The 26,230-nt window shown below is 70.7% G+C and carries 18 protein-coding genes; 15 read left to right on the top strand and 3 right to left on the bottom strand.

What is annotated here, in order from left to right:
- The first annotated feature begins 8 nt into the window (after positions 1-8).
- The 14 genes from IE302_RS31445 (at position 9) to IE302_RS31380 (ending at position 21,771) form a co-directional block, all read left to right on the top strand.
- Positions 9-1,217 (top strand): NlpC/P60 family protein, encoded by a 1,209-nt coding sequence (locus IE302_RS31445; RefSeq protein ID WP_191258059.1) that lies wholly within the window; start codon positions 9-11, stop codon positions 1,215-1,217.
- Positions 1,218-1,292: 75 nt separating this feature from the next.
- Positions 1,293-1,694 (top strand): hypothetical protein, encoded by a 402-nt coding sequence (locus tag IE302_RS31440; protein WP_191258058.1) that lies wholly within the window; start codon positions 1,293-1,295, stop codon positions 1,692-1,694.
- 586 nt (positions 1,695-2,280) lie between these two features.
- Entirely contained in the window at positions 2,281-4,599 is a 2,319-nt protein-coding gene (locus tag IE302_RS31435; protein WP_191258057.1) for a vWA domain-containing protein, read from the top strand.
- A 25-nt stretch (positions 4,600-4,624) separates the two neighbouring features.
- A complete protein-coding gene (locus IE302_RS31430) occupies positions 4,625-7,783 on the top strand; it encodes a tubulin-like doman-containing protein (protein ID WP_191258056.1) in 3,159 nt (1,052 codons plus the stop codon).
- A complete protein-coding gene (locus IE302_RS31425; RefSeq protein WP_191258055.1) occupies positions 7,780-9,945 on the top strand; it encodes a hypothetical protein in 2,166 nt (721 codons plus the stop codon). The genes IE302_RS31430 and IE302_RS31425 overlap by 4 nt, the downstream gene beginning before the upstream one ends.
- Before the next feature lie 2 nt (positions 9,946-9,947).
- Entirely contained in the window at positions 9,948-10,976 is a 1,029-nt protein-coding gene (locus IE302_RS31420; RefSeq protein ID WP_191258054.1) for a hypothetical protein, read from the top strand.
- Positions 10,973-12,109: a TRAFAC clade GTPase domain-containing protein gene (locus IE302_RS31415; RefSeq protein ID WP_191258053.1), complete on the top strand. Its 1,137-nt coding sequence runs from the start codon at positions 10,973-10,975 to the stop codon at positions 12,107-12,109. Before IE302_RS31420 ends, IE302_RS31415 begins: the two co-directional genes overlap by 4 nt.
- Complete coding sequence (locus IE302_RS31410) at positions 12,106-13,794, top strand: hypothetical protein (RefSeq protein WP_191258052.1); 1,689 nt, start codon at positions 12,106-12,108, stop codon at positions 13,792-13,794. Before IE302_RS31415 ends, IE302_RS31410 begins: the two co-directional genes overlap by 4 nt.
- Positions 13,791-14,672: a DUF4231 domain-containing protein gene (locus IE302_RS31405; RefSeq protein WP_229908070.1), complete on the top strand. Its 882-nt coding sequence runs from the start codon at positions 13,791-13,793 to the stop codon at positions 14,670-14,672. Before IE302_RS31410 ends, IE302_RS31405 begins: the two co-directional genes overlap by 4 nt.
- 3 nt (positions 14,673-14,675) lie before the next feature.
- Positions 14,676-15,962: a toll/interleukin-1 receptor domain-containing protein gene (locus IE302_RS31400; protein WP_191258050.1), complete on the top strand. Its 1,287-nt coding sequence runs from the start codon at positions 14,676-14,678 to the stop codon at positions 15,960-15,962.
- Positions 15,959-16,885, top strand: a complete 927-nt coding sequence (locus tag IE302_RS31395) for an AAA family ATPase (RefSeq protein WP_191258049.1) — start codon at positions 15,959-15,961, stop codon at positions 16,883-16,885. Before IE302_RS31400 ends, IE302_RS31395 begins: the two co-directional genes overlap by 4 nt.
- Complete coding sequence (locus IE302_RS31390) at positions 16,882-17,847, top strand: hypothetical protein (protein ID WP_191258048.1); 966 nt, start codon at positions 16,882-16,884, stop codon at positions 17,845-17,847. Before IE302_RS31395 ends, IE302_RS31390 begins: the two co-directional genes overlap by 4 nt.
- On the top strand, positions 17,844-21,071 hold the full coding sequence (locus tag IE302_RS31385) for a hypothetical protein (protein ID WP_191258047.1): 3,228 nt from the start codon (positions 17,844-17,846) through the stop codon (positions 21,069-21,071). Before IE302_RS31390 ends, IE302_RS31385 begins: the two co-directional genes overlap by 4 nt.
- A gap of 25 nt (positions 21,072-21,096) precedes the next feature.
- On the top strand, positions 21,097-21,771 hold the full coding sequence (locus IE302_RS31380) for a TRP family putative cation channel (RefSeq protein WP_191258046.1): 675 nt from the start codon (positions 21,097-21,099) through the stop codon (positions 21,769-21,771).
- Between the two features lie 2 nt (positions 21,772-21,773).
- On the opposite strand, the gene IE302_RS31375 is transcribed toward IE302_RS31380, so the two are convergent.
- Positions 21,774-22,763 (bottom strand): glycosyltransferase, encoded by a 990-nt coding sequence (locus IE302_RS31375; protein WP_191258045.1) that lies wholly within the window; start codon positions 22,761-22,763, stop codon positions 21,774-21,776.
- A gap of 271 nt (positions 22,764-23,034) precedes the next feature.
- Here IE302_RS31375 and IE302_RS31370 point away from each other — a divergent pair, with 271 nt between their 5' ends.
- A complete protein-coding gene (locus tag IE302_RS31370) occupies positions 23,035-24,243 on the top strand; it encodes a 3,4-dihydroxy-2-butanone-4-phosphate synthase (RefSeq protein ID WP_191258044.1) in 1,209 nt (402 codons plus the stop codon).
- 60 nt (positions 24,244-24,303) lie between these two features.
- Here the strand turns inward: IE302_RS31370 and IE302_RS31365 are convergent, their stop codons facing one another.
- Both IE302_RS31365 and IE302_RS31360 read right to left on the bottom strand, forming a co-directional pair.
- On the bottom strand, positions 24,304-25,194 hold the full coding sequence (locus IE302_RS31365; protein ID WP_191258043.1) for a hypothetical protein: 891 nt from the start codon (positions 25,192-25,194) through the stop codon (positions 24,304-24,306).
- Between the two features lie 262 nt (positions 25,195-25,456).
- Positions 25,457-26,200, bottom strand: coding sequence for a hypothetical protein (locus tag IE302_RS31360; protein WP_191258042.1), 744 nt, complete (start codon positions 26,198-26,200; stop codon positions 25,457-25,459).
- Between the last annotated feature and the right edge of the window lie 30 nt (positions 26,201-26,230).

The raw sequence follows: 26,230 nt of genomic DNA, 5'->3' as shown, positions 1-26,230 counted from the left end.
ATTTACCGATGACCACCGCGGAGCGGAATCCGGGCACGCTCGACGACCCGTCGCACGACCGTCCGAAGTCGCTGGACGCCATCGACAAGCACGCCCAGCAGGCGCAGAAGCTCAACTCGGGCGCGGTCAACGACCAGGCCAGGAAGGTCGGCGGAGCCGCCACCAGGGCCAACGACCTCGGAGACGACCTCAAAGTCTTCCGCGAGGACGTCCTGCGCCACTGGGAGGGCAAGGACGCCGACGCCGTCGCCGACCACCTCGAGAAGCTCGGCAAGGCCAGCTACAAGGTGAGCGACAAGGCCGAGGCGGCCAAGAACATCCTCCAGCGCGTGTCCGAGATCCTGGACGACGTCAAGAAGAAGGTCGCGCAGCTCGCGCAGGAGGCCAACGACAAGGACAAGGACAACCGCGCGCTGATCGACTCGGCCCGCCGCCGGAAGAACAGCTCCAAGGACGACAACGAGATCGCCATCGCCGCGTCCGACATCGAGCGGCTCCGGCAGCTCAACGAGAAGGACTCCAACGGCAAGAAGGACGAGATCGAGAAGGCGCTCGACGACGCCGAGAAGCAGATCGACGACCTCCTCAAGCCGCTCGGCCTGGAGATCGAGGGCGGTTTCCTGGAGCTGGTGCCCGCGGACACCGGCGGGACCACCGCGTCGAGCGTCCACGCCACCCCGGTCAACCACGTGCCCAGCCACGGCGGCGGGGACGGTGGTGGCGGCGGTGGAGGCCACGGTGGCGGTGGCGGCGGGGGCGGCGTCGCCGGGGTCCAGGGCGACGGGCGGCCCGCCAAGCCGATCGACGCCCGGGGCGACAACCCGGCCAAGATCGCCGAGAAGTTCCTCGGCCGCAACGCCGGCGACCTCAAGGGCAGCGGCGAACTGCCCGCCATGCAGTCGTGGGTGCCCAACAACGTCAACTGCGCGAACTTCGTCTCCGGCTGCCTGGAGGCGGCGGGCCTCATCGACAAGGGGCAGGCCAGCGCCTCGGTTGCGGGCCTGACGGCCAACCTCCAAGCGGATGGCTGGAAGGAAGTGCCGCTCTCCCAGGCGAAACCCGGCGACGTGGTGATCTCGAACAACGGTGGGCACGTTGTGCTGTACGCGGGCGACGGCCAGTTCATCGGTTCGAACAACGTCAACCCCGACGGTTCGCAGAAGATCAGCATGGGCGGCGGTGGCGGCCTCGTGAAGATCCTCACCCCGCCGACCTGATCCGACAGAACGCCATAGCGGCACCGGGCAAGCCGATGCGGCCGCATCGCTGTCCCGCAAGTGGGAGGTAGCTTGATGTACACCCGATCGTTCCCGGAGGCGCTGAGCCCCGGCGACCCGGTCCGGGAAGCGGTGTTCCAGGCCGCCACCGCCCGGCTCGACGAGGAGTTCGGCGATCAGGTCCGGGTGGTCGTGGACCAGCTCGACCGGCTCGGTCCCTGGGTGTTCCTGCAGGGGACGATGCGCGGCGTCGAAGCCGGACGCCCGTACTACGCCGGCACCATCTACGAGAACAAGCGAGCCGACGGCGTCATGTCCGACGTCTACGTCGCCCTGCTCAAGAAGACCAGCGAGACGACCGTCGACGACGACCCGCGGTCCTGGCGCCTGGCGCGCTACGCCATCGGCCCGACCGACGTCGCCTGGCTGACCTGGCCGGACGAGCACGAGGTTCCGCAGGCGCTGTTCGGCTTCTGACCGGGGTCGTGACCTGGAAAGAGCGGTGCCTTCGGGCGCCGCTCTTTTCGTTTCCCTCGGGTGGAAAGCGTGTCTGGCGGTGCCGGGTCGGGGTGGTCGTGAGTGGTAAGTGGGGTTAGAACGACACTTACCACTCACGACCACCCCGACCCGGCGCGGTCTGGTGGGGCGACGGCGTTGTGAAAGCCACTTTCGCAACCTTCAACGTTGCGAAGGTGGCTTTCACAACATCCGAACCCGGCACTTCGACTTGCGGTCGAGAAGGTGAGTGCCGGCCCGATCTGAGCGATGGCGAAGTTTGTCACGCATTTCGAATTCGTTCGAAAAAACGACACGAACAAAGCGAGGGTGAAATGTGGTGTCACAGTCCATCTTGGACAAAAGATCACCGCGTCTCGCGCTCGCCATGGCGAAATCGCACCGCGATACCCCGCCGGAAAGTTGGACAAGAACACGCCGCTTTCCCGTTTTCTGTCGAGAAAACTCCCCTGCTCCGTAAGGCGTAACGAACGTCGTCCTGTCGCCGACAGTTGCGTGTGTCCGCCGAGGACACTTCACCTTTCATCGATCGCGCGGGGTGCTTTTCTTGTTCATCATCCGCCGCGTCCGGACGAGGGCGCATGGGCAAAGCGTTTCCCGCTCAGTACGGGCACTCGCGCTGTGGGCGATATTCGCGACGTTCGTCGCCGGGACTCCCGCCGAGGCGCAATTCCCGAAGGCGGCGGACCGGCACTTTTCCGTTCGTCAGCAGGAACCGCCGCAGGTCCAGCCCGCGCGGCTGGTGATCCTCGTCGACGAATCGGGCAGTATCGGCCCCGGCGATCTGGAGCGGGAGCGGGAAGCCGCCGCGACGATTGCGCTCGGCGAGTTCGCGCCCGGTTCCTCGGTCGCTGTCGTGGGCTTCGCCAGCGACAACGGGAACCAGTCCCCGGTGGACGTCGTATGCCCGCCGGTCACCGTGAAGACCGCGCAGGACCAGCAAAGTCTCGCCGATTGCATCAGGAAGCTCCGCAAGCGCGAGAAGGCCGAGGGCGACGGCACCGATCATTACGCGGCCATGCAGCAGGCGATGGCCTACCTCGGCGACGGCCCGCCCGGTTCGGCGACGAAGCCGAAGATGATCTTCCTGCTGACCGACGGCAAACTCGATGTGTCCGAGAGTCCGCGGTACGGGCCCGACAACGCGGGGGACCAGCGCAACCAAGCGGCGTCGCGAGGGCTCGACGACACGCTGCGCGGAGCGGTCGAGGCGGGGGTCCAGGTCTGGCCGCTGGGTTTCGGCGACGTCGACCGCGGCCAGCTCGACCGTTTCGCCGCGGGCGGGTTCCAGGGCACCTGCGGTCCGACGGTCCCGCGGCCGTCCGCGACCGTCGCCGCCGACGCCGCCGCGGTGTCGGGGTTCCTCCTCAAGGCCTTCGGCACCGCGCGCTGCGCGGGCAGCGGGGACATCCAGCGACGACGGCTCGGGGCGGGCGAAGAGGAGGCGGTCGCGCTGAACGTGCCCGAGATCGCCACCGACGGCTCGATCGTCGTGGTGAAACAGGACGCCCGCGTCTCGGTGCGGTTCTTCGACCCGCACGGCCGCGAAGTCCCGAAGACGGGACAGCTGGGGAATTCGGCCTTTCAGGGCAGCGGCGCGAACGGGCCGGTCGAGTCTCTCCGCATCAGCAACCCGGAGCCGGGGAACTGGACCGTCAAGCTGACGTCGCTGCCCGGAGTGCCCGACATCGAAGTGAGCGCGGTCGTGCTCTGGCAGGGCGCCGTCCGGGCGTCGCTCACGGTCGACCCGCCCGCCCCGCAACGCGGGCAGCGGGTCAAGGTCCTGCTGACCCTGCAGACCCGCAACCGCCCGATCCGCGACCCCGCCCAGCTGGCGGGCCTGACCTTCAGCGTGACCATGACGAGCGGGACGGCCACGTCCGAGGTGCCGATGGCCGACGGCGGCACGAACGGCGACGACCGCGCCGGCGACGGCGTCTACACCGGCTCCGCCGTCGTCCCGGACACCGCGGCCAAGACGGCCAGGTTCGTCGGCAGCGTCCAGGGCATCGGCGTCAGCGGGGACACGAGGACCGTGCTCACGACGCTGTCCGACGGCCGTCCCGGGCTGGCGGCCCAGATCGCCCTGGACCAGGCGACCCTCGTCGAGCCCGGCCGTTCCGTGTCCGGCACGGTCACCGTCGACAGCCTGCTGGGGGTCCGGGCCAAGGTCCGTCTCCAGATCACCGATCCGGCGCCGGGCACCAAGGCCAGCATCCCGGGCGATCGCACGGTGTTCGAGGTGCCCGCCACCGGCCGGGCGGACTTCCCGTTCGACGTCGTGTTCGCGGCGGACAGCGCGAACGGGACCAACGGGCTCACCGTGAGCCTGGTCGACGACGCGAACCCGGCGACCACGCTCGCGAACTATCCCTTGTCGATCCAGATCGGCTATCCGCGGCCACCGACGCCATGGTGGCTCTACCTCGGGGTGCCCGGCGCGCTGATCGTGCTCGCCGCGCTCGGGTTGTGGGCGCGGGCCCGGTACCGGAGGCGCCGCGTCAGCGGGCTCGCGGTGTTCCTGTTCCAACGCGGCCGCCAGATCAGCGACATCGCGGCGCCGGCGGGCGGGGAGACGCGGTTCCCGTTCGTGCTGCGGTCCGGGCACGGCGTGGCGCCCCAGCTCGCGCCGCCCGCTCCGGACGACGAGGAGGTGTACCGGCTCACCCGCGACGGCAGGCGGTTCACCCTGCTGACCCCGTACGGCGAGCGCTATCTCCTGCACGACGGCGAACGCTGCGAAGCGGGCGAGGGGCTCGAACTCGAGATCCGGGACGAAGGCGCGATGACGCTCGCCGCCGAGCACGAGGGCGAGCAGGGCGAGTCCGAGTTCGGCGCGGCGGCTCGCTACACGGACCTGCTCTGAGAACGCCGAGAAAGGACCACCCCTGATGCAGATCTACCAGCCGATGATGTTCGTCGGCCTCGGCGGGACCGGCTGCCGGGTCGGCGCGGAGCTGGAACGGCGGCTGCGCGAGGAACTGTGCGGCCCCGACGGCGCCGCGTTGCAGGAAGTCATGCAGGGCAAGAACTTCCTGCCGTATCAGCTGCCGTCCTGTTTGCAGTTCGTCTACGCGGACCTGAGCGAGGACGAGTTCGGCGGCCTGGAACGGCGCGTGGTGCCGGATCCCGAGCATCTGGCCGCCGCCGAACGCACCATGCACCTGGTCCGCGACCTGATCCCGGAGCACGACACCTATCCGGAGGTGGCGCGGAGCCTGCGCCTGTCCGCGGACGACTACGTCTCCCCGTGGCTGCCCCAGCCCGCGGGCGAACCGCGGATCGGGCCGCTCTCGCGCGGCGCGGGACAGTTGCCGACGATCGGGCGGGCGGCGCTCTTCGAGACCTTCCGGGCGGGCATGGCGCCCGCGCAGGCACCGCTGACCCGCGCGATCGGCAACATCAACAACTCCCTCGGCGAACTGTCCGTCCTCGGCGGCGGGCACCGCGGGATGTCCTGCGACGTCTTCGTGGCGTTCTCGGTCGCGGGTGGCACGGGCAGCGGCCTGTTCTACGACTACCTGCACCTGATCGGCGACGCGTTCAGCCGCAACGACTACCGGGCACGGATCTATCCGCTGGTGCTCATGCCGTCGGCGTTCGAAGAGGGGCTCGGCGGCGGCCGGGCCGCCCGGCTCAACGCGGGCCGCGCGCTGCTCGACCTGTTCCGGCTGGTCGACGACCAGAACGCCCAGCAGGCCGGTACCGAACTGGACCACGCCGGGGTGAGCGGGACACTGGCCGTCCGCTACCCGGGGCAGTCCGAGATCCGGCTGCGCGCGGCCACCGTGCAGACCGCGTTCCTGTTCAGCATGGGCGCGGGTGTGCGCCGGGACGACCTGCACCGCTCGATCGTCTCCCTGGTGCTGTCCCTGGTGGGCACCGACATCGGCGGGGACACCGACCCGTTGCGGTACGGCGACCGGCGCGACTACATGTCGTTCGCGGACAGTTTCATCAACAGCGCGGTCGAACGGGAGACCCCGGCGTCCACGGGGATCGGGAACCGCGGCGTGTCGACGAGTTCGGTCGCGTCCATGACGATCCCCGCCGACGACATCGCGGACATCGTCGCGTCCCGGCTCGTCGCCGCGGCGGTCACCGAACTCGCCGTCGCGCCGCCCGGACAGGCCGAGAGCAACGCGAACCTGGTCGAACGATTCTTCACAGAGTCCAACTTGGACGCGCTGCGGCTCCGGGCGCCGTTGCCCATCAAGGAACCCGCGGTGGCCAGCGGAACGGAGAACATCCAGAACGCGCTCGCGACCCGGGCCCGGACCATGGAGTCCGCGCTGCGCACGCTGGAGCAGCAGCTGACCGGCCAGGTGCCCGAGCTGGTGCAGAACTTCGACCCGCACCGGGCGGTCCGCGCGCTGCTGGAGGAGGTCGACGTGTTCCGGCTGAGCCGGATCGTGTTCGGGGACGGGCAGGGCGACGGCCTCGGCGCGGTCGGGTTCAGCAAGCTGGTGGGCCTGCGCCGGGCCGAACCACCCGCCCCGGCGGGCATCACGCTCAACCCGCCCGCCCCGGTCGGGATCACGAAGAAACTCCTTCGCCAGCTCAAATGGGCCGATCCCGCGGTCCGCGCCTCGATCGTCCGCCAGGACGAGTGGTACGCGTGGCGGGCCAGACGCGCCTGGAACGCGGCGTGGAACGACCAGTCGAGCCGGTGGGACGGCAAGGTGCAGAGCCTGGTCCGGGACATCACGGCCCTGGCCGGGGCGTTCCGCGGGCACGCCGAGGCCGACTCGCGCCGGTTCCACGTGCGGGCGAAGGAGCTTTACCAGCAGCGCGTCGGCGTCACCTATCTGCTGCCCCGGCACGGCGAGCTGGATTCCTTCTACCAGGCCGTTCTCCGCCGGTTCGTCGAGTACCACACGGCGCACGGCCGCCTGCGTCCCACGGCGACGCCGGGCGACCTGCTGAACGAGATCCTCGGTGAGCAGGGCTGGCGCCAGGCCTGGGAGATCATGGTGGCGAACCGGGATCCCGCGGCCGCCGTGGCCTTCGTCCGCGACCGCGCGAAGCAAGCCGTCAAGCGGCTGTTCGACCATCGGGACGGCCAGTACCGCCCGCTCCTGCCCGCGCTGCAGGACCTCCTCGCGGCGGCGGCGGGCCGCACCGGGGTCTCGGTGGCCGAGGACGATCTCCTGCAGTTCCGGGAGAAACTCGCCGGTCTCGTGCCCGGCGGGTTCGCGCCGGGCGGCACCGGCCGCCTGCGCATCCTGTTCTCCTATCCCGCGGCGACCAAGGACGCCGAACTGGAGAAGTACCTGCGGCAGGAGGTGGCGCTGCCCCGGTCGGCGGACACGGTCGTGGAGTTCCGGCCGATCGCCGCCGAGACCATCGCCGTGGTGCTGTTCCGGACCTCGATGGGGCTGACCGAGGTGCCGGAGGTCCGCGAGGTGCTGAAGCACTGGTCGGACGCGCTGCGCAACGAGCAGCGCCAGGACTTCCTGAAATGGCGGCAGCGCCTCGGGTACGACTTCGGTCATCTCGCGACCACGTCGGAACACCGCGAGCGGATCCTCCACCACCTGCTGTGCGCGATCTGGAACGACCAGGTCCGCATCGGCCAGGACGAGGACGAGGAGTCGCCGCGGCTGATCACCGTCGGCGTCGGTTCCGCCGAGGTGAGCATGCGGCTGGAATTGCGGCCCTACGGCAGGTTGTCCAGCTGGGCCAGCGTGCTGACCTCGTACGAGGAATGGGTGCTCGCCGACGACGAGCAGATTCGTCGCGATCTGTGCGACCAGCTGACGTCCTGTGTGCCCGCCGGGGTCGACCGCACGCCGCGGCAGCCCTCGGCTCTGTTCGAGCGGCTGATGAAGCTGCCCGCCGCGCAGATCGCGGAGATCGACGCCACGCTCGCCGACCGGGCGGGCGCCAGCGGCCGCACCCATCTGACCGCGTTGCGGGAGTTCTGGACCGACACCTTCCCGAAGGCGCTCACGCTTTCGTTCCGCAGTGTCAACAACCCGATCCAGGACAACCTCGCCGACCTCCACCGGTGGGTCCACGACGAACTGCACGGAGGCTACGGCCGATGACCCGTGACCCGGTACTCGTGCTCGACGTGCGCGAGCCAGGCCATGACCGAACCCAGCTCGAAGCCGCCGACGAAGACGTGGCCGAGCTGTATCCCGGCTACGTGGTCGTGGTGGCGTGCGTGCGGGATCTGCCCGCCCACGACGCCGCGTTCCGCCGGCTCGCGGGCCTGTCCCAGCTCGAAGGAGTCGTCCTCGTCGCGACCGGTCCGCTGAACGCCGAGGACGGCGGCTCGATGCTGCGCACCCCGGCCGCGCTGCGCAGCATCGGGGTCACGCTGTGGGTCGGTGACGAATCCGGGGTGCTGTGGAACGGCGCCTCGCACCGGGCGGTCGAGCGGACGGAGGAGGTGACGCTCGCCGACCTCCTCACCGCCCTGCGCCAGCCGCTGGTCTTCGCCCGGGTCCACAAGGCCGTCAGCCAGATCCCGCATCAGGCGGTCAGCCCGGGACTCGACATCGAATACGCGACGGTGCCGGATGCCACCCTGCGGCTGCTGCGCGTCCGCGCGCTGCGGCATCTCGCCTCCCCGGAGGGCGATTCGGGCAACGCGGGTTCGATCGACTCGGTCATCGACAAATTCCTCGAAGGACACCAGGCGGATCCCACCGCGCTGGTCCAGGAGGGATCGCCGCTCGACCGGGCCCGGGCGGCGTCCGGTTCCGCACTGGCGGCCGCGCGCGACGCCGTCGACGTGCTGTCCCGTCCGTTGACCCTGGTGCGGCGGCGGCTGAACCCGGCGGAGGTGTTCCGCGAGGCGGGCGACGCGCTCGCGGCCTATCTGCGGATCGTGGGCGAGATCGCGAGCGCGATCACCGGCATGGCCGCGGGCGGGCCGCCCCAGACCGCGAAACTCGTCGACGCCGGGTTGCCCGCCCCGGTCGCGCCGCGGAGCCGCGAGCTCGCGGAGGTGCTGGAGGAGACGGTCGAGGCCGGTCTCGTCGCCGGGCGGCCACTGCCCGGCCTGGCCAGGGAGGCGAAACAGAAGGGCAACGCGCTCATCCGCCCGGACGACCCGGCCCTGCGCGGCGGCTTCGAGACCGCGGCCAGGGCGGCCGAACGCGTCCGGCGAGCGCCGGCGTTCAAGGTCTGGCCGTATCCCATGGCGGCGTTGCTCGCCGCCGTCCTGCTGACATGCGCCGCCGGGGCCGCGCTGGGGTCGTCCGGCGTCGTCGTCGGACCGGCGCTGGTGGTGCTCTGGATCGGGCTGCTGCACCGGATGCTCTACGGCGGTCCCGCGCGGGCGGCCAACGCCACCCGGCTGCTGCTGTCCGTGGTCGGCGTCGCCGCGGTGGGCGCGGCGGTGGGACACAAGCTGAGGTTCCTGCCGCCACCCGGGCTTTCCACGTTCCCGGCGACCCTCGTCCTCGGCCTCCTCCTGGCCGCCGCGGTCGTGTCCGCCGCGATGCTGGCGTGGCGGGACGCGGTGTCCCGCTGGACGGCGCGGTTGCCGCTGCGAGCCGCGTCCGCGGCGCACCGGGAGCTGACGGGGACGATGGACCGGCTGGTCACCGAGCGCTGGCTGCCGATAGCCGGACTGACCCGGCTGGCGGACTCTCTGTTCACCGTGGCCGCCGCGCTCGACGGCGTCGCGAAGGCGTTCGGGGAGACCGCGGACCAGTTCGGTCCCGGTTCCGGCTCGGTCCCCGACAGCTCCGGGAGCCTCACGCTCGTGCTCCGGCGGGATCTCGCGCTGATCGCCACCGACGTGCTGCGGCCGGTGTTCGGCGAGATCGCCGTCGACGCGCCGCTGACCGGCGACGACCAGCGATGCCGCACCGAGGCCAGGGAACATCTCGCGCGGTACAACCATCACGTCGACCACCACGGCATCACCGTGCCGCCCCCGGGCCGCCCCGACGACGAGCACCGCCAGGCTCTGACCGGTCAGCTCTGGCACGAATCGGCGAAGAGCAGGCGGATCCTGCTCGCCGGGCCACGCAGCCCTCTCCCGCAGCTGTGCCGCTCCCGCGATCTGAGGCTCCTGTCGTTCGACAACGTGACGATGGTGCACTTCGCCCCGCCCGACCTGCCCGATCCGGCGCTCGACCCGGACTACGAACTGCTCCGCCCCGGCGGCAACGCGGTCGGCGTGCTCCGGCTGGTCCCGCTCTTCACCAAATACGTCCGCCAGGCGGAAGAAATCCAGCCGGAGGAGACATGAACATGGACGACGACGAGTACGTGGAGCTGACCGGCATGACCCCGCTGGGCGATCCGGGCAGCTGGCGGGTGCGGCCGGTGGCGGAGGTCGCCAACACGACCTCCCTGCTCAGGATCGACGTGGTCGAGACGACCGGCGAGGATCGCCTGCTGCGCAAGCGCCTGCCCGCCGAGGTCCGCGGCGCGGAAGACCTCGTGATCGCCGAACGTCAGCTGGACAACGAGATCCGGGCGCTGGTGCGGCTGTGGGCGCGCTACGCCCACGAGTATCCCGCGGAACTGCCGCATCTGGTCGGCTACGACTTCGACGCGGTCGAACCGTTCGTGCTGATGGCGAGCATCCAGGCCGAGGAGCCCGACGGCGGCGAGCAGCGCCGGATCCTGATGGTCAGCGAACGCCGGAAGTTCCGGGAGGGACTGTTCCGCGCGCTGGCCGCGGTGCACGCGGTGGACCTGGTCCACGGCGCGGTGCAGCTCGGCACGCTCTGCTGGCGGGCCGACAGCTTCCAGCTGCTGGGTTTCGAGCACTCCGCCGGCAGGCACGAACAGCCGCGGTCACGTCCGATCACCCTGGCGAACCGGGCGCTGCCCACCGGTCCCGCCGATCCCGCCGACGACATCCGGGCCGCCGGGGTCGCCTACTTCGAACGGCTCGAAGGCCGTCCGCCCACGGAAGCGGAGCTGGCCGCGCCCGCCGAACTGGAGAAGCGGCTGGACGCCGAGCTGCACGGCACCCTCGCGCTCCAGGCCGCGGGCCGCCCGTCCGCCGCGCAGGTCGTGCGTGCCATGCAGGCGCACGCCGAACTGCCGGACCCCATCGACGTCGACCACGCGCTGCGCCGGGGCTGGTACGCCTTCGACACGCGGTACCCCGTCGCGACGGACGAGTTTCCCGTCCTGACCGTGCCGCCGTCACCGCCCGAACCGCCACCGGTCCTTCCCCTCAACCGGAAGATCCCCGCTTTCGTCGCGGTCGCGGTCGGCGCCGCGATGCTCGTCGGCCTCGCGATCTGGATGGTGGTGACCGCATGACCGAGCCCGAACCCCCCGAACCGAAGCCCGCCGCCCGGCGGATCGTGCTGTGCCCGATCTGCGTCGACCGGATTCCCTGGCCGGAGCAGCTGTTCCGGCCGACCGTCCGGGAACAGCAGCTCGTCTGGGAAGCCCTCGACCTGTCCCGGCAGACCAACCCGGACAAGTACCAGTACGCGAGGACGCGGGCTTACGTCCGTTGCCCGAATCCGTCCCAGGACGGCACTCCGACGCATTACCTGCCCGCCGTGCACGACGACTACGGCGCGCCGATCGTCATCGGGGTCGTCGGCCGGAGCACGTCGGGCAAGACCCATCTGCTGATCACCATGCTGTCGGAAATGCTCCGCGGCGGCCTCCACGAGCACGACCTGACCTTCGAGGTCGCCGACAAGATCCAGCACGAGAAATCGGCGCAGGAGATGGAACGGCTCCGCCGCGGCGACGTGCTGGGCGCGACCGACTCCGACCATTGGTCGTTCACCAGTTATCTGCTGGTCCGCCGTCCCGGCAAACCCACCCGGCCGCTGATCTTCTTCGACGTCCAGGGCGAGGACTTCGTCGAGCGGGGCATGACCAGCGAACGGCGCGCGCAGTTCGTCCTCGGGGCGGACGCGCTGCTGTTCGTCGACGACCCCGCGCGCGGACTGCCGTTGTGGCGGCCCAACGCGAAGAGCACGCGCGATCTCAAGGCGTCCCAACAGGACAACCGGGCGTTCGCCGGGGCGATCGCCCGCCTGCACGGGAAGTCGGACGGCAGCCGGGTCCCCGCGGCGATCGCGCTGACCAAGGCCGACGAACTGCGGTACGACTATCCGGTCGACCACTGGTTGCGGCGCGAGGACGTTTCGGGCGAACTCCACGCGGACGAGTTCCGGGCGGAGAGCCGCGACGTCTACGCCGTGCTGGAGCGCTACCAGGCGAAACCGATGCTCGAAGTGGCCGAACGGTTTTCGCGGTGCACCCTGCATTTCGTCTCCGCGACCGGCGGCTCGGCGACGACGGAAGAGGAGACCGGCCGGGAGCTGTATCCGCGGGGTGTCCGGCCGATGCGTGTGCTGCAGCCCATCCTGGCCCTGCTGGCGATGACCGACGTGCTCGACGGTGCCGAGGCCGAAAGAGTCGGCCGGTGACCGGCGACACCGTGACCGGCCAGGTCGTCCACCACGTCCTGGTGCGCGAGGACCGGTCCGTGGGCATGAGCATCGTCAACAGCTCGATGGACGCCAGCGACGACGCCGGACCGCTCAAGGCGTGGTGGGAAGAGCAGCTCGCGCCGCACTATCGGCTGAAGGACGGCACGGGGACCCCGCCGGAAGAGGCCTTCACCTTCACCCACCTCGAAGACGGGCAGGCGGCGGTGCTCCGCCGTCTCGCCGGGGGATCGGGGATCGGCCGGAACTTCTGCCACGCGGTCGTCGGCCCGGCGTCCGTGCTCGACGAAATCGCGCTGCCCGCCACCCTCTGGCGCGGCTGGATGCAGGCCGAGGACTCCCACGACATCCTGCATCCGAGCGATCCCGCGACCTTCCCGGTCTGGTCGCGGCCCAACCGGATCGAGTTGCTCCACCGCTCCGCGGACATCCCGCGCAAGCGCCTGATCGGGCTGCTGGCCCTGGCCTGCCAGTATCCGCACCAGGCACTCGACGTCGCGGGGATCGACACCGAACTGGTGCCCGCCGCGCTGCAGGCGGTCAAGGAACTCGTCACGGCGGTGGGGCGACGGCCCCGGCCGTGGACCTTTTCCAGCTTCGAAGACGGGTTCGTCCCCCAGCGGTCGCTCCAGTTCGTCTTCCTGCGCCGGTTGCCGGACAAGCTGACGTCCGGCGACCGCGTCGTCGCCGACCTCGCGGGACGCGTGCCGGCGAGCGCGATGCACCGGCAGGCCGCCGCCTGGCTGTACGACAGCCTCCGCGAGATCTGGCATTCCGGGACCGCCGATCAGCATCGGCGAGTGCGCGACTGGTTCGAACTGCGCGCGGAGATCGGCAAGCACACCGGGCGCGCCGAGGATTTCACCGACCGGTTCGCCCAGTTCGCCTCGCGGCGGCTGAACCTGGCCCTGGAGTCACCGTCGGAGACGGCGCGATCCGACGAAGACGAGGCCCGGGGCGGTGTCCACGGCAAGCTGCCCGACCTGGAGGACCAGCCCGTCCCGGAACCCGACGAACCGGAGCACGTCACTGTGGAACACGACCTGCCTTCCGTCACCACCGCGGTGGTGCACGAGCCCCTCAGCAAGCCCCGGCAGGGGCAGCCCAGTTCGTCCTCGACCTACGAAACCGCGTCCGAAGTGGTGGCGCCGCAGCCCGTCGTGGTGGCACCCCCCGAGCCGGTGTGGCAGCGGATCATGAACGCCCGGACCGCGATCGAGCTCGCCGCGGCGCTTCCGGGCCAGGGCCGGGTTTCGCTTTCCGTCGACGAGCGATGGCGGATCTGGCACAGATGGCAGGCCGGTCGTCTCGACGAGATCCTCCGAGAGGTGCCCCAGTCCAAAAAGGACCTCTGCTTCACCGCCATCCTGGATCTGCTCCTGGGCACCGCCGACGAGAAGGCGACCCAGGAGGAGATCGCGCGGGGCCTGACGAACTGGCTCGGCACGGGCAACCAAGCCATCTACCTCGACCGGGCCGCCGCCAAGCGGCGCACCGTGCGACAGCAGCCATCGACGACGCGACTCGGGCGGTTCCACGCCGCGCTGACCGGTGTCGCCCCGATTCTCAAGACCACGTGGTCCGTGCTCGTGCTCGCGATCGTCCTCGTCACGCTCGGGCTGCTCATCGGCCTGGGCACCATGGCGGTGGTCCTGTGGAGATGAACACGCGGCTCGATGTCGTGGGCATCGTCTGGCGGCGGCAGAAACTCTGGTCCAGGACCGCCGATCGCGGGAAGGCCCAGGTCGAACGCAAACGGCGGGTGGCTCTCCTCTCGCTGCTGGCCGGGGCGGTGGCGGGCACCGCGGCGGCTCAGCTGTCGGCGGTTTCGCGCCCGGCCGCCACCACCCTGGCGGTGATCGCCGCGCTCGCCGTCGGAGCCGGAGCCTTCGTCCGCGGCCGGACGTCCACCGCCTCGCCGGGTGACTGGGCCACCGCCCGGTCGGTATCGGAAGCGCTCAAGGCCCAGGTCTTCCTGTACCTCTCCGGTGTCGCGCCCTACCGCGGGATCGCTCACCGGCGGCTGCTCGACGACGCGAACGCCTTGTGCGCCAAGGCGGGCAACCACCTGACGAACGGGACCGTCCTCGACGCGGTGGATCCGCTGCCCGAGGTCGACGACGTCGATTCCTATGTGTGCTCGCGACTCACCGGCGAAGACGGACAGATCCCGTATTTCCGCGGCAAAGCGGACCAGTACGTGAAAAAACTGGGCGGCTACCGTGTCCTCGAAACGATTCTCGGCGTCGCGGCCGCGGGCCTGCTCGCTTTCACGAGTGTGCTGCACGTCGACGCGCTGACCGCCTGGATCGGCGTGCTCACCACGGTGGCCGCCGCTCTCGCCGCCCATTCCGCCCAGGCGGAGTACGAGTTCCTGGTGGCGGAGTACCGCGCCACGGCCGACCTGCTCGAAGAACTGGTGACCGACCGGGAATCGCTGACCGACCACGCCTTCGTCACCGCGTGCGAGCGAGTGCTCTCCCGGCAGAACGAGAGCTGGTTGCGCAGGCTCGGAACGGAAACCCCGGAGAAAGACCAGTGAACCATGAACCACGAACCACTCTGGCGGATCTTCGTCAGTCACAGCGCGAGCAAGACCACGGGGGTGGCCGCACGGCTTCTCGGTGATCTCAAAGGGGCCTTCGGCCCGAACTACGCCGTCTGGACCGACAAGTCGATCGGCGCCGGAACCCAGTGGCGTCCCGAGATCGAACATTCTCTCCGGGCGGCCGATTTCGGGGTGCTGCTCCTCGACGCGACAGCCGTCGTCAAGGAATGGCCCGCCCGGGAATACAACTGGCTCAGGGCTTCCGCACAGCAGAAGGCGATCTTCGCCGTGCTGATCGGGATCACCAAGAAAGACCTGGACGCGAAGCCCGACTACCGGAATTTCCGGGATCTCAAGGACTATCAGGTCCTGGAGGTCCCGGAAAGCGAAGACGCGCAACAGATCCTCGCGAGCGCGGTCAAGGCCCTGGAGTGGATCGACGGGCAGTTGCCCGCGCTCGACACCGGTAACCGTGAAGAATACCGGACCATCAAAGAACTCGCCGGCCTGTTCTCGGTGACCGACCTGGAAGCCGACGAGCTGATCGGGGCGTACTTCCCGGAACTCTGCGAGGCGCGCACCACCGACGCGGTCCGGTTGCAGACCCGGGAACGGCTGGCGGAACTCCTGATCCGCGCGCAGCTGAGCCGTCAGGTGGCGGCCGCCGTCGTCCGGCTGAGCCTGCTGGAAGAGCGCTACCGGCGGCTCGTCGCGATCATCGGGCCGACCTGGCTCACCCTCGACGAGGCCGCCGGACTCCGGGTCGACGGGGAGTCGCCGTCGATCCCGGTGGTCAGGAGCCACCAGGATTCCCGGCGCAAACAGATCGCCAAGGACTACCTCGCCCGCGCGTTCCACAGCCGCGGCGGGTACAACCTCGTCGAGTTCGACCCGATCGCCAACGGCGGGCAGAACGCGATCGCCGCCCAGGTCGCCCGGCTGTTCCTGGACTTCGACGACGAAGAGGAGGACAACCCGGCCATGAAACTGGCCTGCGTGCACGGAGCCGGGACCGAATGCGAGCAGGTGGATCCCCAGTACGTCCTGACGGTGGCGGATTCCTTGCACCCCACCATCGACGCTGTCCGGGAGATCCACAACCGGTGCCGGAAGGTGATCGTCGTCCTCGCCCTGAGCGCGCAGACGCCGCTCGACACCGGCCTTTCGGACCGGCTGGGCTCCCGGTACCTCCCGATCCCGCTGATTCCACCCCAGCGGCAGATGGAGGCGCAGTCCACGATGACCCTCATCAAAAACGACCTGAGGAACCGGGGAGCCCGATGACCGGCCACCTGACCGAGAATTCCCTGAGCGAGGCGGGCGAGCGTTATCTGCCGTCGGATCGGCTGCGGCTCGCCGTCCGGGTCGCCCAAGCCACGGAACGGCCTTTGCTGCTGTACGGCGATCCCGGTTCCGGGAAGTCCAGCCTGGCGCGGTACATCGCCGCGACGGGCGGATACCGCTACTACGAGCACGTGACGACCGCCCGCACCCAGGCGCGGGATCTGCTGTGGTCGTTCGACAGCGTCCGCAGGCTGGGCGACGCCCAGGCCCACGGCGGGCAGCGGGCTCTCCCGCCCGACAACGACTACGTGGTGCCAGGCGTGTTCTGGTGGGCGTTCGACCGGACGTCGGCGCTGGAAGCCCAACGGGCCAAGGAACCGGTGCGGGACTGGAACGAGCGGCACCGGGACCGGCCGGCGGTGCTGCTGATCGACGAGATCGACAAGGCGGACCCCGATCTGCCCAACGGCCTGCTGTCGCCGCTCGCCGACCGCAGGTTCACGGTGTCCGACGTGACCGGCGGTCTCGAAGTGACCGAAGCCCAGGCGGCCCGGAGCGTCATCGTCGTCACGTCGAACCGGGAACGCGATCTGCCGCCCGCCTTCGAACGCCGTTGCGTGGTGCACCGCCTGCCCGGGCACGAAGAGGACGATCTCCGCCGGATCGTCGAGCGGCATCTCGACCGTGACGGGCTGGAGCGCGCCCCGGCGGAACTGGTCGACCTGCTGCTCGATCGGCTGGCCGCGGCGAAGACCACGGCCAAGGCCAAGCACCGGCGGGCCCCGAGCACGGCCGAATTCCTCGACGCCGTCCGCGCCTGCGTCCGGCTGCCGCAGGACGTCCGCGACGATTTCACCGGACTGATCGGCATGATCTTCGACAAGGACCCGGACAGACCCGCCGGTGCCGGGGGAGCCCGGTGAGCGAGGTCTGGTGGGGCGACTTCGTCCGAGCGGTGGACCTGCTCGCGCCGGGACCCGCCGACGTGACCGGGATCAAGGAACTGCTGGGCCTGCCCACCGCGGGCCCGGCGACCGATTCGCGGACGAGAGCCCGGGAGGACACCGCCACGGCCGCGGCGACCTGTCCGGTGCCCGGGGTCACCCCACCCGTCGCCCGGGACGAGGGCCCCGAACCCACGCAGGTGCCCGCCCGGGACGCGAACCACGCCGCGGTCTCACCGGAAACCGCCACCTCGCAGGGATACGTGGCGAGGCTGCGCACGACCTACCGGGATCTCGGCGATCAGCCGCCGCCCTGGCATGACGCGGTCTGGCTCCAGCAGCCCGGCTACGAGCCGCCTCCCGCTTCCCTGCCGCACGAACCGCTTTTCGCGCACCGCACCGCGCGCGACATCCTCCAAGCGGCGTTGAGCAGACGTGAGCGCTGCGGGGACATCGATCTCCCCGCGCTGATCGACCGGATCTGCGCCAACCGGCCGGTCGGCGAGCTGCCCCGCCGTCCCGTGCCCACCACGCGGTTCGGGGTCCGGCTGCTGCTCGACCGCGGCGAGGCGATGGCGCCGTTCCAGCGGGACCAGGCCGATCTGATCGCCGGCGTCCGGGCGCTCACCGGCCGGACCACGCCGGTGAGCTGGTTCTTCGCGGAGTCTCCCGACCCCGCCCTGGAACTGCGCTGCCCGCCGGGAACGCGGGTCCTGATCGTCTCGGCGTTCGACGTCCTTCCGCACACCTTCTGCGATCGACGGGCATGGCGACGGCTCGTCGGACGGTGGCGCGAGCGGGACGTCGCGCCCGTGGCGCTGCTGCCGTTCCCGGCGAGCCGGGTGCCGGGCTGGCTGAGCGGGCTGATGCCGACCCTGTCCTGGGACCGCACGACCACCGCGGCCGCCGTGCGCGGCGCCGTCGGTTCGGGGGCGCGATGACCGAACTCGTGGACCTCCTCGCCGATGCCCTCCGGGAAGAACCTTGGCCCGGTGACGTGGAAATCGCGGTCGCCTTGAGCATCGCGACCACGATCGAACCGGAACTGGTCCGCGCCGTCCGCCTGGGCGTGCTGACCTCGCTCGACGTCGGGGCCGAGGCCGATTTCTGGTTCAGCGCCTGGATCGGCAAGCGGCAGCCGGACACGGTGCTGCTGGCCGAGGAGCTGTTGCCCGGCCTGCGCGAGGCGCTGGCCGGGAGGCTGAGCCGCGCGGGCGCGGGCGATCCGATCCGGCGTCTGCGCGGGGTCATCGCGGCGGCGCACCGCTCGCTGCCCTCCGCGCTGCGGCTGGAGGAAAGCGTCACCTGGCTCGCTTTCCCCGGGTCGGCCACCGGGCTGAACCGGGCGGCGAAGCTGCTCTACCGGCCGCTGCGGTCCCTGGCCGAGGGCGACAACGATCCGCTCGCGGACTGGGTGATCGAGGCGCGCCGAAGGCTGCCGGTGTCGCTCCTCGAACGCGAAGAGGCGTGGCACCTCACGCTGATGGCGAAAGCCAAACGGCCCTACGACGTGATCCCCGCGCCCCGCGTCGAAGACCTGCTGTCCGACGGTGCCGAATCGGCGGGCCGCCGGGTGCGGACCCTGCTCGGGCCGGTGGCCCGGGAGTTCCCGGACCGGCGGATCGCCCTGCGCTGGGACGGGGACGACCTGCTGGTCGGAGGGACCGTGGAGGACGCCGCCCTCTACATCGAGGCGCACGACGTCACCCCCTTGATGCTGAAGGTCAGCTCGCCCGGGCTCCCGGGCCGGTGGTACGACGTGAGCGGCGGTCCGCCCCGGCGCCACCGCTCGGCGGGCAGGGAGGTCGTCGTCCACACCGTCGACGGCGACTGCTTCGAGATCCCCCGTCCGGTCGGCACGACCGTGCAGGCCTCCCCGGTGCTGGTGACCATCACGGTGGCCGAAGGGCGCAGCGGGTCCTACTGGCTCCAGCCCGTCAGCTACCGGGACAGCCCTTCGCCGCGGCGCGGGCAACCCTCGATGCTGCTGAACCAGGCGCTGCGGGCGGCGACGTCCCGTCCGTATGTCCACCAGGAACTGCGGACCTGGCAGCAGGGGACCGCCCCGGCCGCGGTCATGTTGCTGAGCGGCGGCGACCACGCGACCCGTATCCAGCTCGCCGACCGGTTCGCCGCCGAATGCGAAGCCGAGGGCTGGACGGTCTTCCGTGCCCGGCAGGATCCCGAAACCGCGCCGTCGCTGATCGAACAGCTGCCCGGCGACGGCCGGCGAGGCGTCCTCGTCGTGGTGGACCGCGCCGACACGTGGCATCCGCAGCATCTGGTCAGCCTGGTCGAGGTACTCCGGCGCCCCGGCGCCGGACCGGTCCGCGTGCTCACCATCGCCCCCAGCGCGGGCGCCTGGTGGCAGGAGTGCCACACCCGATGGGCCCAGCGGCGGATCTACGCGACGCGCAAGGTCATCGCCACGAGGGACGTCCTCGACCCGACACCGGAAATGGTGTTCTCGCGCTGTTTCGACGTCCTGCGGGAGGAACTGCCCGGCACGACCCTGCCCGCTCCGGCGAGGCCCGTCATCAGCAAGCTCTCCGTCGAGGAGATCCCCGTGATCGCCGTCGCCGCCGTGCTCGCTCCGGCCGGAGCCCTGCCGGACGCCCGGCGAGCGGCCGTCGCGATACTCGACCACGAGGCGCGGTTCCGGAAAGGTGACCCGCCGGGAGAGGCCGACGTCGCCCTCTCCCGGCTGTGCTTCGTCACGGCCCTGGTCGGGCCCTGCACGCACCAAGTGGCGCAGAAGCTGGCGCTCGACCACGGGATCATCCGCGAGCCCGCCGAGTGGACCGCGCTCTCCGATCGCTATCGCTCGTTCTATCCGGGCGAGAACGGTTTTCTGCCCCGGCCCGGTCCGTCGCTGCTGGCCGACGCGCTCGTCCTGCACACGCTGAGCGGGAGCCCGGCGGCGTCCGGCGAGCCGGACCCGGACTGGGCGGCCGGGTTGCTGCGCGAACTGCCCGACCTGGGGCAGCGGAACGACGGCATGAGCACCGCGATGGCCAACGCGCTCGTGATGCTGGCCCGGCTCTCGACGGACTCCTACCCGTTCTACCTCGGCTGCGTGAAACCGTTGCTCCAGGACGATCCGGGCTTCGCCTGCCGTCACGGCGGGGAGGGACTGGGCGCGGTCGTCGGGCTCGCCGAGGACGAGGTGATGGATCTCGCCCTGCTCGACCGGATCCGCTCGGCGCTGCCCGCGCCGTCGGCCTGCGACGTCAGTCTCGACCAGGCCATCCTCCGGCTCGAAACGCTCCTCGTGACCAGCGCGCTGCGGCGATCGGGGCGCGGTGACCCGGCTCTCCAGCTGCGGCTCGGCGTCGCCCAGCACCGCGCCGGGTATCTGCGGGCGGCACAGGCCGCCGTGACGCGGGCCGTCGAGGGTTACCAATGGCAGTACGCCGCCAAGGCCGCGGAACACGCCGACGTCCTGTGCGAGGCGCTCATCACCAGCAGCCGGATCCACGGTGAGCTCGGCGAGACCGGGAAGGCCTATGCGCTCGCCGAAGAGGCCGAGCGGCGCGTGCGGGAGCTCAAGGAGTCGACGGTCGGGGTCAATTCTGGGACGGCGCTGGCCAACCTGGCGGCCAGGAAGATCGAGATCCGCGGCGAACACGGCGCCCCTGCGCTCGCCGATGCGCGCAAAGCCGTCGACATCCTCACCCGGCTGGTGGACAACGACCCGAACTACCGGCCCGATCTCGCCGCGGCGCTCCCGGTGCTCAGTGACGTCCTGGCCGAGTCCGGTGCCCATACCGAGGCGCTGGCCCAGGCCGGCGAGGCGGTGAAGCACTGCGAGCAGCTGACGGAGGTGAATCCGTGGGCACATCAGCATTTGCTGGCCAGTGCCCACGAATGCCGCGCCGCGAGGCTCGCCGAGTCGGGATACCTCCAGCAGGCCCTCGCCGACTCGCACCGCGCGGTCGAGCTCTTCGACCGGGTGGCCAAGGCGTCACCGGGCCGGTTCCGGCCGGCGGTGGCCGAGGCGCGGCTCCGGTACGCCGAACTCCTTTTCCGGGCAGACAGCGACGAAGCGGATCGACGCGCCGCCGCCGAAGCGGCGGTGTCGGTACTCCGGACCCTTTCGGAGGGAACCACCACGGCGACCACCCTGCAGCGGCAACGGGTCGCCGCGCTCGGCATCGAATGGTGAGCGCGCGCCGGTAGGATTCCGTGCGGTGAACCGGATTTCCGTGGACAGCCTCGCCGCGTTGCCCGCGGCACTGGGAAAAGCCGGCTTCCGGCACGGCTCACGGGTCCTCGTGGTCGTCGGAGGTGCCGCCAAGATGTCCTCGGCCCACGGCGAAGCGAGCGACTCGGCGTTGCGCGACGTGGTGATCCCGCTCGTGGCCTCGGCGGGGATCACGGTCGTCGACGGCGGTACCGATTCCGGGGTGATGCGCGCGCTGGGCCTGGCCCGCGCCGCCGTCCGCGCGGAGTTCCCGCTGGTCGGTGTGGCGGCCGAGGGGACGCTGGCGGACTCCCGGCCGCCCGCTCCCGGTTCGGCGCTCCCCGAACCGCGTCACACGCATCTGGTGTCGGTGCCGGGAACGAAATGGGGCGACGAATCGCCCTGGCTGTCCAGCGTGGCGCGCGTGATCGCGAAGGGACTGCCCGTCGCCACGCTCGTCATCAACGGGGGAGAGGTGACGCTCGGGGACGTCGGGCACAGCCTTCGCGGCGGGACGCCGGTCGTCGTCCTGAGCGGGACCGGTCGCGCCGCCGATCGCATCGCCGCCGCGCGAGATCCCTCGGTCGCCTTCGCCGCGCGGTCCCCGTTGACGCGGGTCGTGGGCGTCGGGCACAAGGACGAACTGCGCCGCGTGCTGCGCGAGGTGCTCGGGCTCGGGTGACGTCAGGCGGCCCATTCCGGCAGTGTGCGGGCGACTTCGTCGGGCGACGGCATCCGTGCGATCTCCCCGGCGATCGCGCGGGCCGCGTCACGGTGTTCGGTGTTTCCGTGCCGTGGCAACAGTTCCCGGGTGCGCTCGGCGACGGCTTCCGCGCTCAGCTCGTCGGGGAGGAGGCTCAGCGCGGCGCCCGCGGCAGTGAGGGCTTCGGCGTTGGCGAACTGGTCGGCTCCCTGGGGAAGGACCAGTTGCGGGACACCGGCGCCGAGCGCGCCGAGCATCGTGCCGCTGCCGCCGTGATGCACGACCGCGTCGACGTGCGGCAGCAGTTCCGCCTGCGGGAGCCACCCGCGCACCGTGACGTCGTCCGGCAGCGCGCCGAGTTCCTCCGGGCGGATCCGTCCCGAAGCGACCACCACCTGCGCGTCCAGGGCGGTCAACCCCCGGATCGCCGTGGTGAGCACCTCCGGCGTGCCGAACGCGGTGCCGAGCGTCAGGTAGACCAGCGGCCGCGACGACCTCTCCCAGCGCCACGGCGCCGGTTCGGAGTAGGGCACGGGACGCAGTTCGATGCGCTCCGTCGACGCGAGGAAGTACTTGTCCTGCAACGAAGGCGGGCAGATGTCGAGATGCGGCCGGTCGGGTGCGGCGGGGCGCTGAAGTCCGATTCCCTCGGGGAACATGCGCCCGAATCCGTGCCAGAGGGACGGAATCCCGGCGCGCTCCGCGGCGACGGCCACCCCCGGTTGTCCCCATTCGTGCACGACGAGGTCGGGCCGGAGCCGGGCCAGCTCCGGTTCGAGATCCTCGGCGTAGATCTCGTAGAACGCGTTTGCCGGGCGGAAGGGGTGCAATCCGTTGCCGCGCAGGGGCGGGTGGACGTTCTCGCCCGCCGCGAACCGCACCTCGTGCCCGGCGTCCCGGGCGGCGACGGCGAGGGGGATCAGGGGATAGGTATGGCCGACCGAGGCAAGGGCGGCGAAGAGCACACGCATGGGAAACCGGTTTCGTCCAGGGCAGGCGGTCCAGATGTTTATATCAGATGTTCGGAACATCTGGATTCGATCGGTCGAGAACCGTGCCTCGCTGTGGTTATGATCGGTTCGTGGTGCGATTCCACGGTGTGGCCGTATAGCCGGCCGGTTCCGCCGACGGGGCGGAACGACCCGGTGCGATTCCGGGGCCAGGCGGTGAGACCCCGCGTCCCCTGTGCCCGGTTGTCACCGGGCTTCGCTGGGGTACGGCGTCAAAACGGGGTGTCTATTCATGTTCACCGGACGAATCGGCGAGCTCGGTTCCATCGAAGAGATCAAGGGTGACGTGCTGCGCGTGCGCGCGCCGAAGAGCGCGGATCGCGTCGGGGACGGCGGATCGGTGTGTGTCGGCGGAGTACGGCTGACAGTGCGGCCGGTCGACGGCGTCCTGGAGGCGGTGCTCTCCGCGGAGACCCGGCGTCGTTCGACGTTCGACGCGCTCGCCGCAGGGGACGCGGTCAACGTCGAGACGCCGCTTCAGATCGGCGACCCGCTGGACGGTCATCTGGTCCAGGGGTACGTCGACGCGGTCGGCAAGGTGCTGCGGATCGACGACGAAGGCGGTGCCCGCCGGATCTGGATCCGGCCGCCGGTGCGCCTGCTGGACAGGCTGATCGCGAAGTCGCCGATCGCCCTCGACGGGGTCAGCGTGACCATCGCCGAGGTATTGCGGGACCGGATTTCGGTCGTGCTGCTGCCGATGACCCGCTCGGCCACCACACTCGGCGAGCTGACGGCCGGTGACCGGGTCAATCTGGAACTCGACCTGGTCTGCCGTCTGGTGGAGAAGTCGCCCCCGTCGTCGGTGGCGAAGGTGTTGCCGCGGCTGCCGTGGGCAGGCCACGTCGACGGACGCGTCGGCGTGGAGAAGGTGCTGCGCCAGCTCGCCGCGGGTGGCGGGGTCGTCGTCTGGGATCCGGAAACCGAGGGCGAGGGCGACGTGATCTTCGCCGGCGCCCGGCTCCGTCCCGAGTCGTTCACCTTCCTGCTGACCCAGGTCTGTGGTTTCCCGGCGGTGCCGTGCGCGCCGGAAGTGTTGCGGCGACTGGAGATCGCGCCGATGCCGGGTGAGGGCGACCGGCAGGGGACGGCCTGGTCGATACCGGTCGACCTGGCGGCGGGGACCGGGACCGGGGTGTCCGCGGCCGAACGTGCCGCCACCGTGCGGAAGCTGGCCGATCCGGCGGCGACCGCCGCGGACTTCCTGCGCCCTGGACACGTTTTCCCGCTCGCCGCGCGGCCGGGATTGCTTGCGGAACGGTCCGGGCACACGGAGGCGACCGTCGCGCTGTGCGCCGCCGCCGGTCTCCCGCCGGTCGGGGTGTGCTGCGAGGTGATGAATCCCGACGGCACGATGGCGGGCAGCGCCGACCTCGAAGTCGCGGCGTTGCGCTGGGGCATGCCCGTGGTGGACCTGGCCGATCTGAAGGCGTGGCTCTGAGCGACGGCACGAAAACCGGCGGCCGGGTGATTCCCGGCCGCCGGCCTCCCGTGCGAGGGATCAGGGGTGGTAGATCTCCTTGACCGAGGAGATCTGGTCGTCGCCGTTCACGCTGATCTGCGCACGCACCGGGTTGCCTTCCTGAAGCTGCTGGATCAGCTTGTCCTGGCTGCAAGGCCCGTTGCCGAGGCCTGCGTCGTCGATGGTGACCGTGCCCGACTCGCTCGGGCACAGGGTGGCCGCGCTGAACACCTTGCCGCCCGGCTGCAGCGAGAGCCGGTAGGTCTTGCCGTCGATCGGCCTGGCGTCGCCGCCCTTGCCGGGGACGGTCAGCTGGAAGCGGGCCATCCGCACGTCGGCGTCGTATCCGGTGAACTGCACCGAGTGGGTGGAGTTCGGGAACTTGCGGACCTGCTTGTCGGGAGCCTGCCCGGTGCCGCCCGAGGGCCGGGTCTCCAGCTGCAGGGAGTCGTTGGGCACGCCGCAGACGACCGCGCCCTGCGCACCCGCGGCGTCCGCCTGGCGGGCGCAGGTCCAGCGGCCCTGGACGTCGAGCACGCGCTCGCCTGGGCCCTCGGCCTGCGGCAGCTTCTGGTAGTACTCGGCGATCACGTTGAACGCCTCGGTGCAGCCCGGCGTGGTGCCGTCGGTGGCGGCCACCGCGATCAGGTCCATCTTCTGCCTGCCGGGTGCGCCGACCTGACCACCGCGTGTGCTGCAGTTGACGTCACCGTTCGACGTCGCGGCACCGGATCCGCCGGTCCCGCCCGAGGCCGCCCCCTGGCCCGCGCCTTCCGGAACCTGCTCGGCCGCTGCCGTCTCCGCCGCGTTCCGCACCGGGGATCCATTTCCGGCGACACCGTTTCCGCTGCACGCGGAAAGGAGTGCGGTGGCGGCGACCGCCCCGCCCACAATGGCCATTTTGATGGTCTTCTTCGCGGTGAATTTCATTGCTGCGCCCCTCTCGCGTCATTTTCTGAAGCTTTGTCCGGAAGACGTGAGAACGGCGATCGGGTTGCGCCTGGGGGCTCGTACGGCGCAGGCTTGCCCGAAGGTCCGGCCCGTCCTGTCCCCAGGGGCAAGCCTCGGCCTGGCGGGCAACCTCCCAGGTCGGCGGAGGCGAAAAGGTTGTTATGTCCGGCTTTTGCGGGTAGGGCAGCGCCGGTGCGCCACCTGGGCGACGCACCGGCGACCGTGGATCACGCCGCGCCGGTTACGGAATGACGCGGTTGCGCAGGTTGTTCGGGTACGGGCCTTCGCCGTGAATGTTCAGCTCGTTGCCCACTTCGAAGCTGTAATACGGATGCGAGGTGAAGTAGCTGTCCAGATTGGTGCCGCCGAAACAGATCAAATCGGCGCCGCCCGCGGAATTCGGGCCGTTGCACAGGCTCAGCGTCGGATATCGGAACGAATCCAGCGGCCGGAAACCGGCGCCGCCGGGCCCGGGCACGGGCAGGTGCCCGATCAGCCCGCCGGGGTCGCCCGGCCAGTTCGACTCGACCGGCTGCCGCCGCCCGTCGGCGAACAGCACACCCTGGACGTTCCGCCCGGGCGGCTCGGTCTCCAGGACGGTGCCCGCGACGAGGGCGCCGAGGCTGAACCCGACGATGTACACCTTGGTGTCGAGGTTGCAGCCATAGGTGACGTAGAGGTTGTAGAGCGCGGTCCTCAGGTTGGCGACGCCGGCGTCGACGTCGGTGTAGAGGTTGATGTCCGCTTCGCTGTTCGGGTACGGGATGCGCACCGGATTGGCGCCGCCCGGAGCGAGTGCCGGATCCAGGAGTTTCTGCGCGCCGCCGTCCCGGTAGCCCGGCACGACGAACATGACCGGCCCGCACTCGCCGTCCGGCCGGGCGGCGGCCGCCTGCGCCACCGCGCCCGGACCGGCGATCGCGCCTGCCAGGGTGACGACCGACAGGACGGCGGTCGTGAACAAGCGGGTTCTGAATCTCTTCATCGGTTTCTCCCCACTGTTGATCTTTCCCGT

The sequence above is a fragment of the Amycolatopsis oliviviridis genome (assembly GCF_014654365.1).
Classification (GTDB): Bacteria; Actinomycetota; Actinomycetes; order Mycobacteriales; family Pseudonocardiaceae; genus Amycolatopsis; species Amycolatopsis oliviviridis.
Note: the sequence above shows the minus strand (reverse complement) of the source record. Positions and strands in the feature narration are given on the sequence as shown.

What these genes read in the sequence shown, in the direction of transcription:
- IE302_RS31445 (WP_191258059.1), top strand. Translation starts at nt 9, where the DNA reads ATGACCACCGCGGAGCGGAATCCGGGCACGCTCGACGACCCGTCGCAC.
- IE302_RS31440 (WP_191258058.1), top strand. Translation starts at nt 1,293, where the DNA reads ATGTACACCCGATCGTTCCCGGAGGCGCTGAGCCCCGGCGACCCGGTC.
- IE302_RS31430 (WP_191258056.1), top strand. Translation starts at nt 4,625, where the DNA reads ATGCAGATCTACCAGCCGATGATGTTCGTCGGCCTCGGCGGGACCGGC.
- IE302_RS31425 (WP_191258055.1), top strand. Translation starts at nt 7,780, where the DNA reads ATGACCCGTGACCCGGTACTCGTGCTCGACGTGCGCGAGCCAGGCCAT.
- IE302_RS31420 (WP_191258054.1), top strand. Translation starts at nt 9,948, where the DNA reads ATGGACGACGACGAGTACGTGGAGCTGACCGGCATGACCCCGCTGGGC.
- IE302_RS31415 (WP_191258053.1), top strand. Translation starts at nt 10,973, where the DNA reads ATGACCGAGCCCGAACCCCCCGAACCGAAGCCCGCCGCCCGGCGGATC.
- IE302_RS31405 (WP_229908070.1), top strand. Translation starts at nt 13,791, where the DNA reads ATGAACACGCGGCTCGATGTCGTGGGCATCGTCTGGCGGCGGCAGAAA.
- IE302_RS31400 (WP_191258050.1), top strand. Translation starts at nt 14,676, where the DNA reads ATGAACCACGAACCACTCTGGCGGATCTTCGTCAGTCACAGCGCGAGC.
- IE302_RS31395 (WP_191258049.1), top strand. Translation starts at nt 15,959, where the DNA reads ATGACCGGCCACCTGACCGAGAATTCCCTGAGCGAGGCGGGCGAGCGT.
- IE302_RS31385 (WP_191258047.1), top strand. Translation starts at nt 17,844, where the DNA reads ATGACCGAACTCGTGGACCTCCTCGCCGATGCCCTCCGGGAAGAACCT.
- IE302_RS31375 (WP_191258045.1), bottom strand. Translation starts at nt 22,763, where the DNA reads ATGCGTGTGCTCTTCGCCGCCCTTGCCTCGGTCGGCCATACCTATCCC.
- IE302_RS31370 (WP_191258044.1), top strand. Translation starts at nt 23,035, where the DNA reads ATGTTCACCGGACGAATCGGCGAGCTCGGTTCCATCGAAGAGATCAAG.
- IE302_RS31365 (WP_191258043.1), bottom strand. Translation starts at nt 25,194, where the DNA reads ATGAAATTCACCGCGAAGAAGACCATCAAAATGGCCATTGTGGGCGGG.
- IE302_RS31360 (WP_191258042.1), bottom strand. Translation starts at nt 26,200, where the DNA reads ATGAAGAGATTCAGAACCCGCTTGTTCACGACCGCCGTCCTGTCGGTC.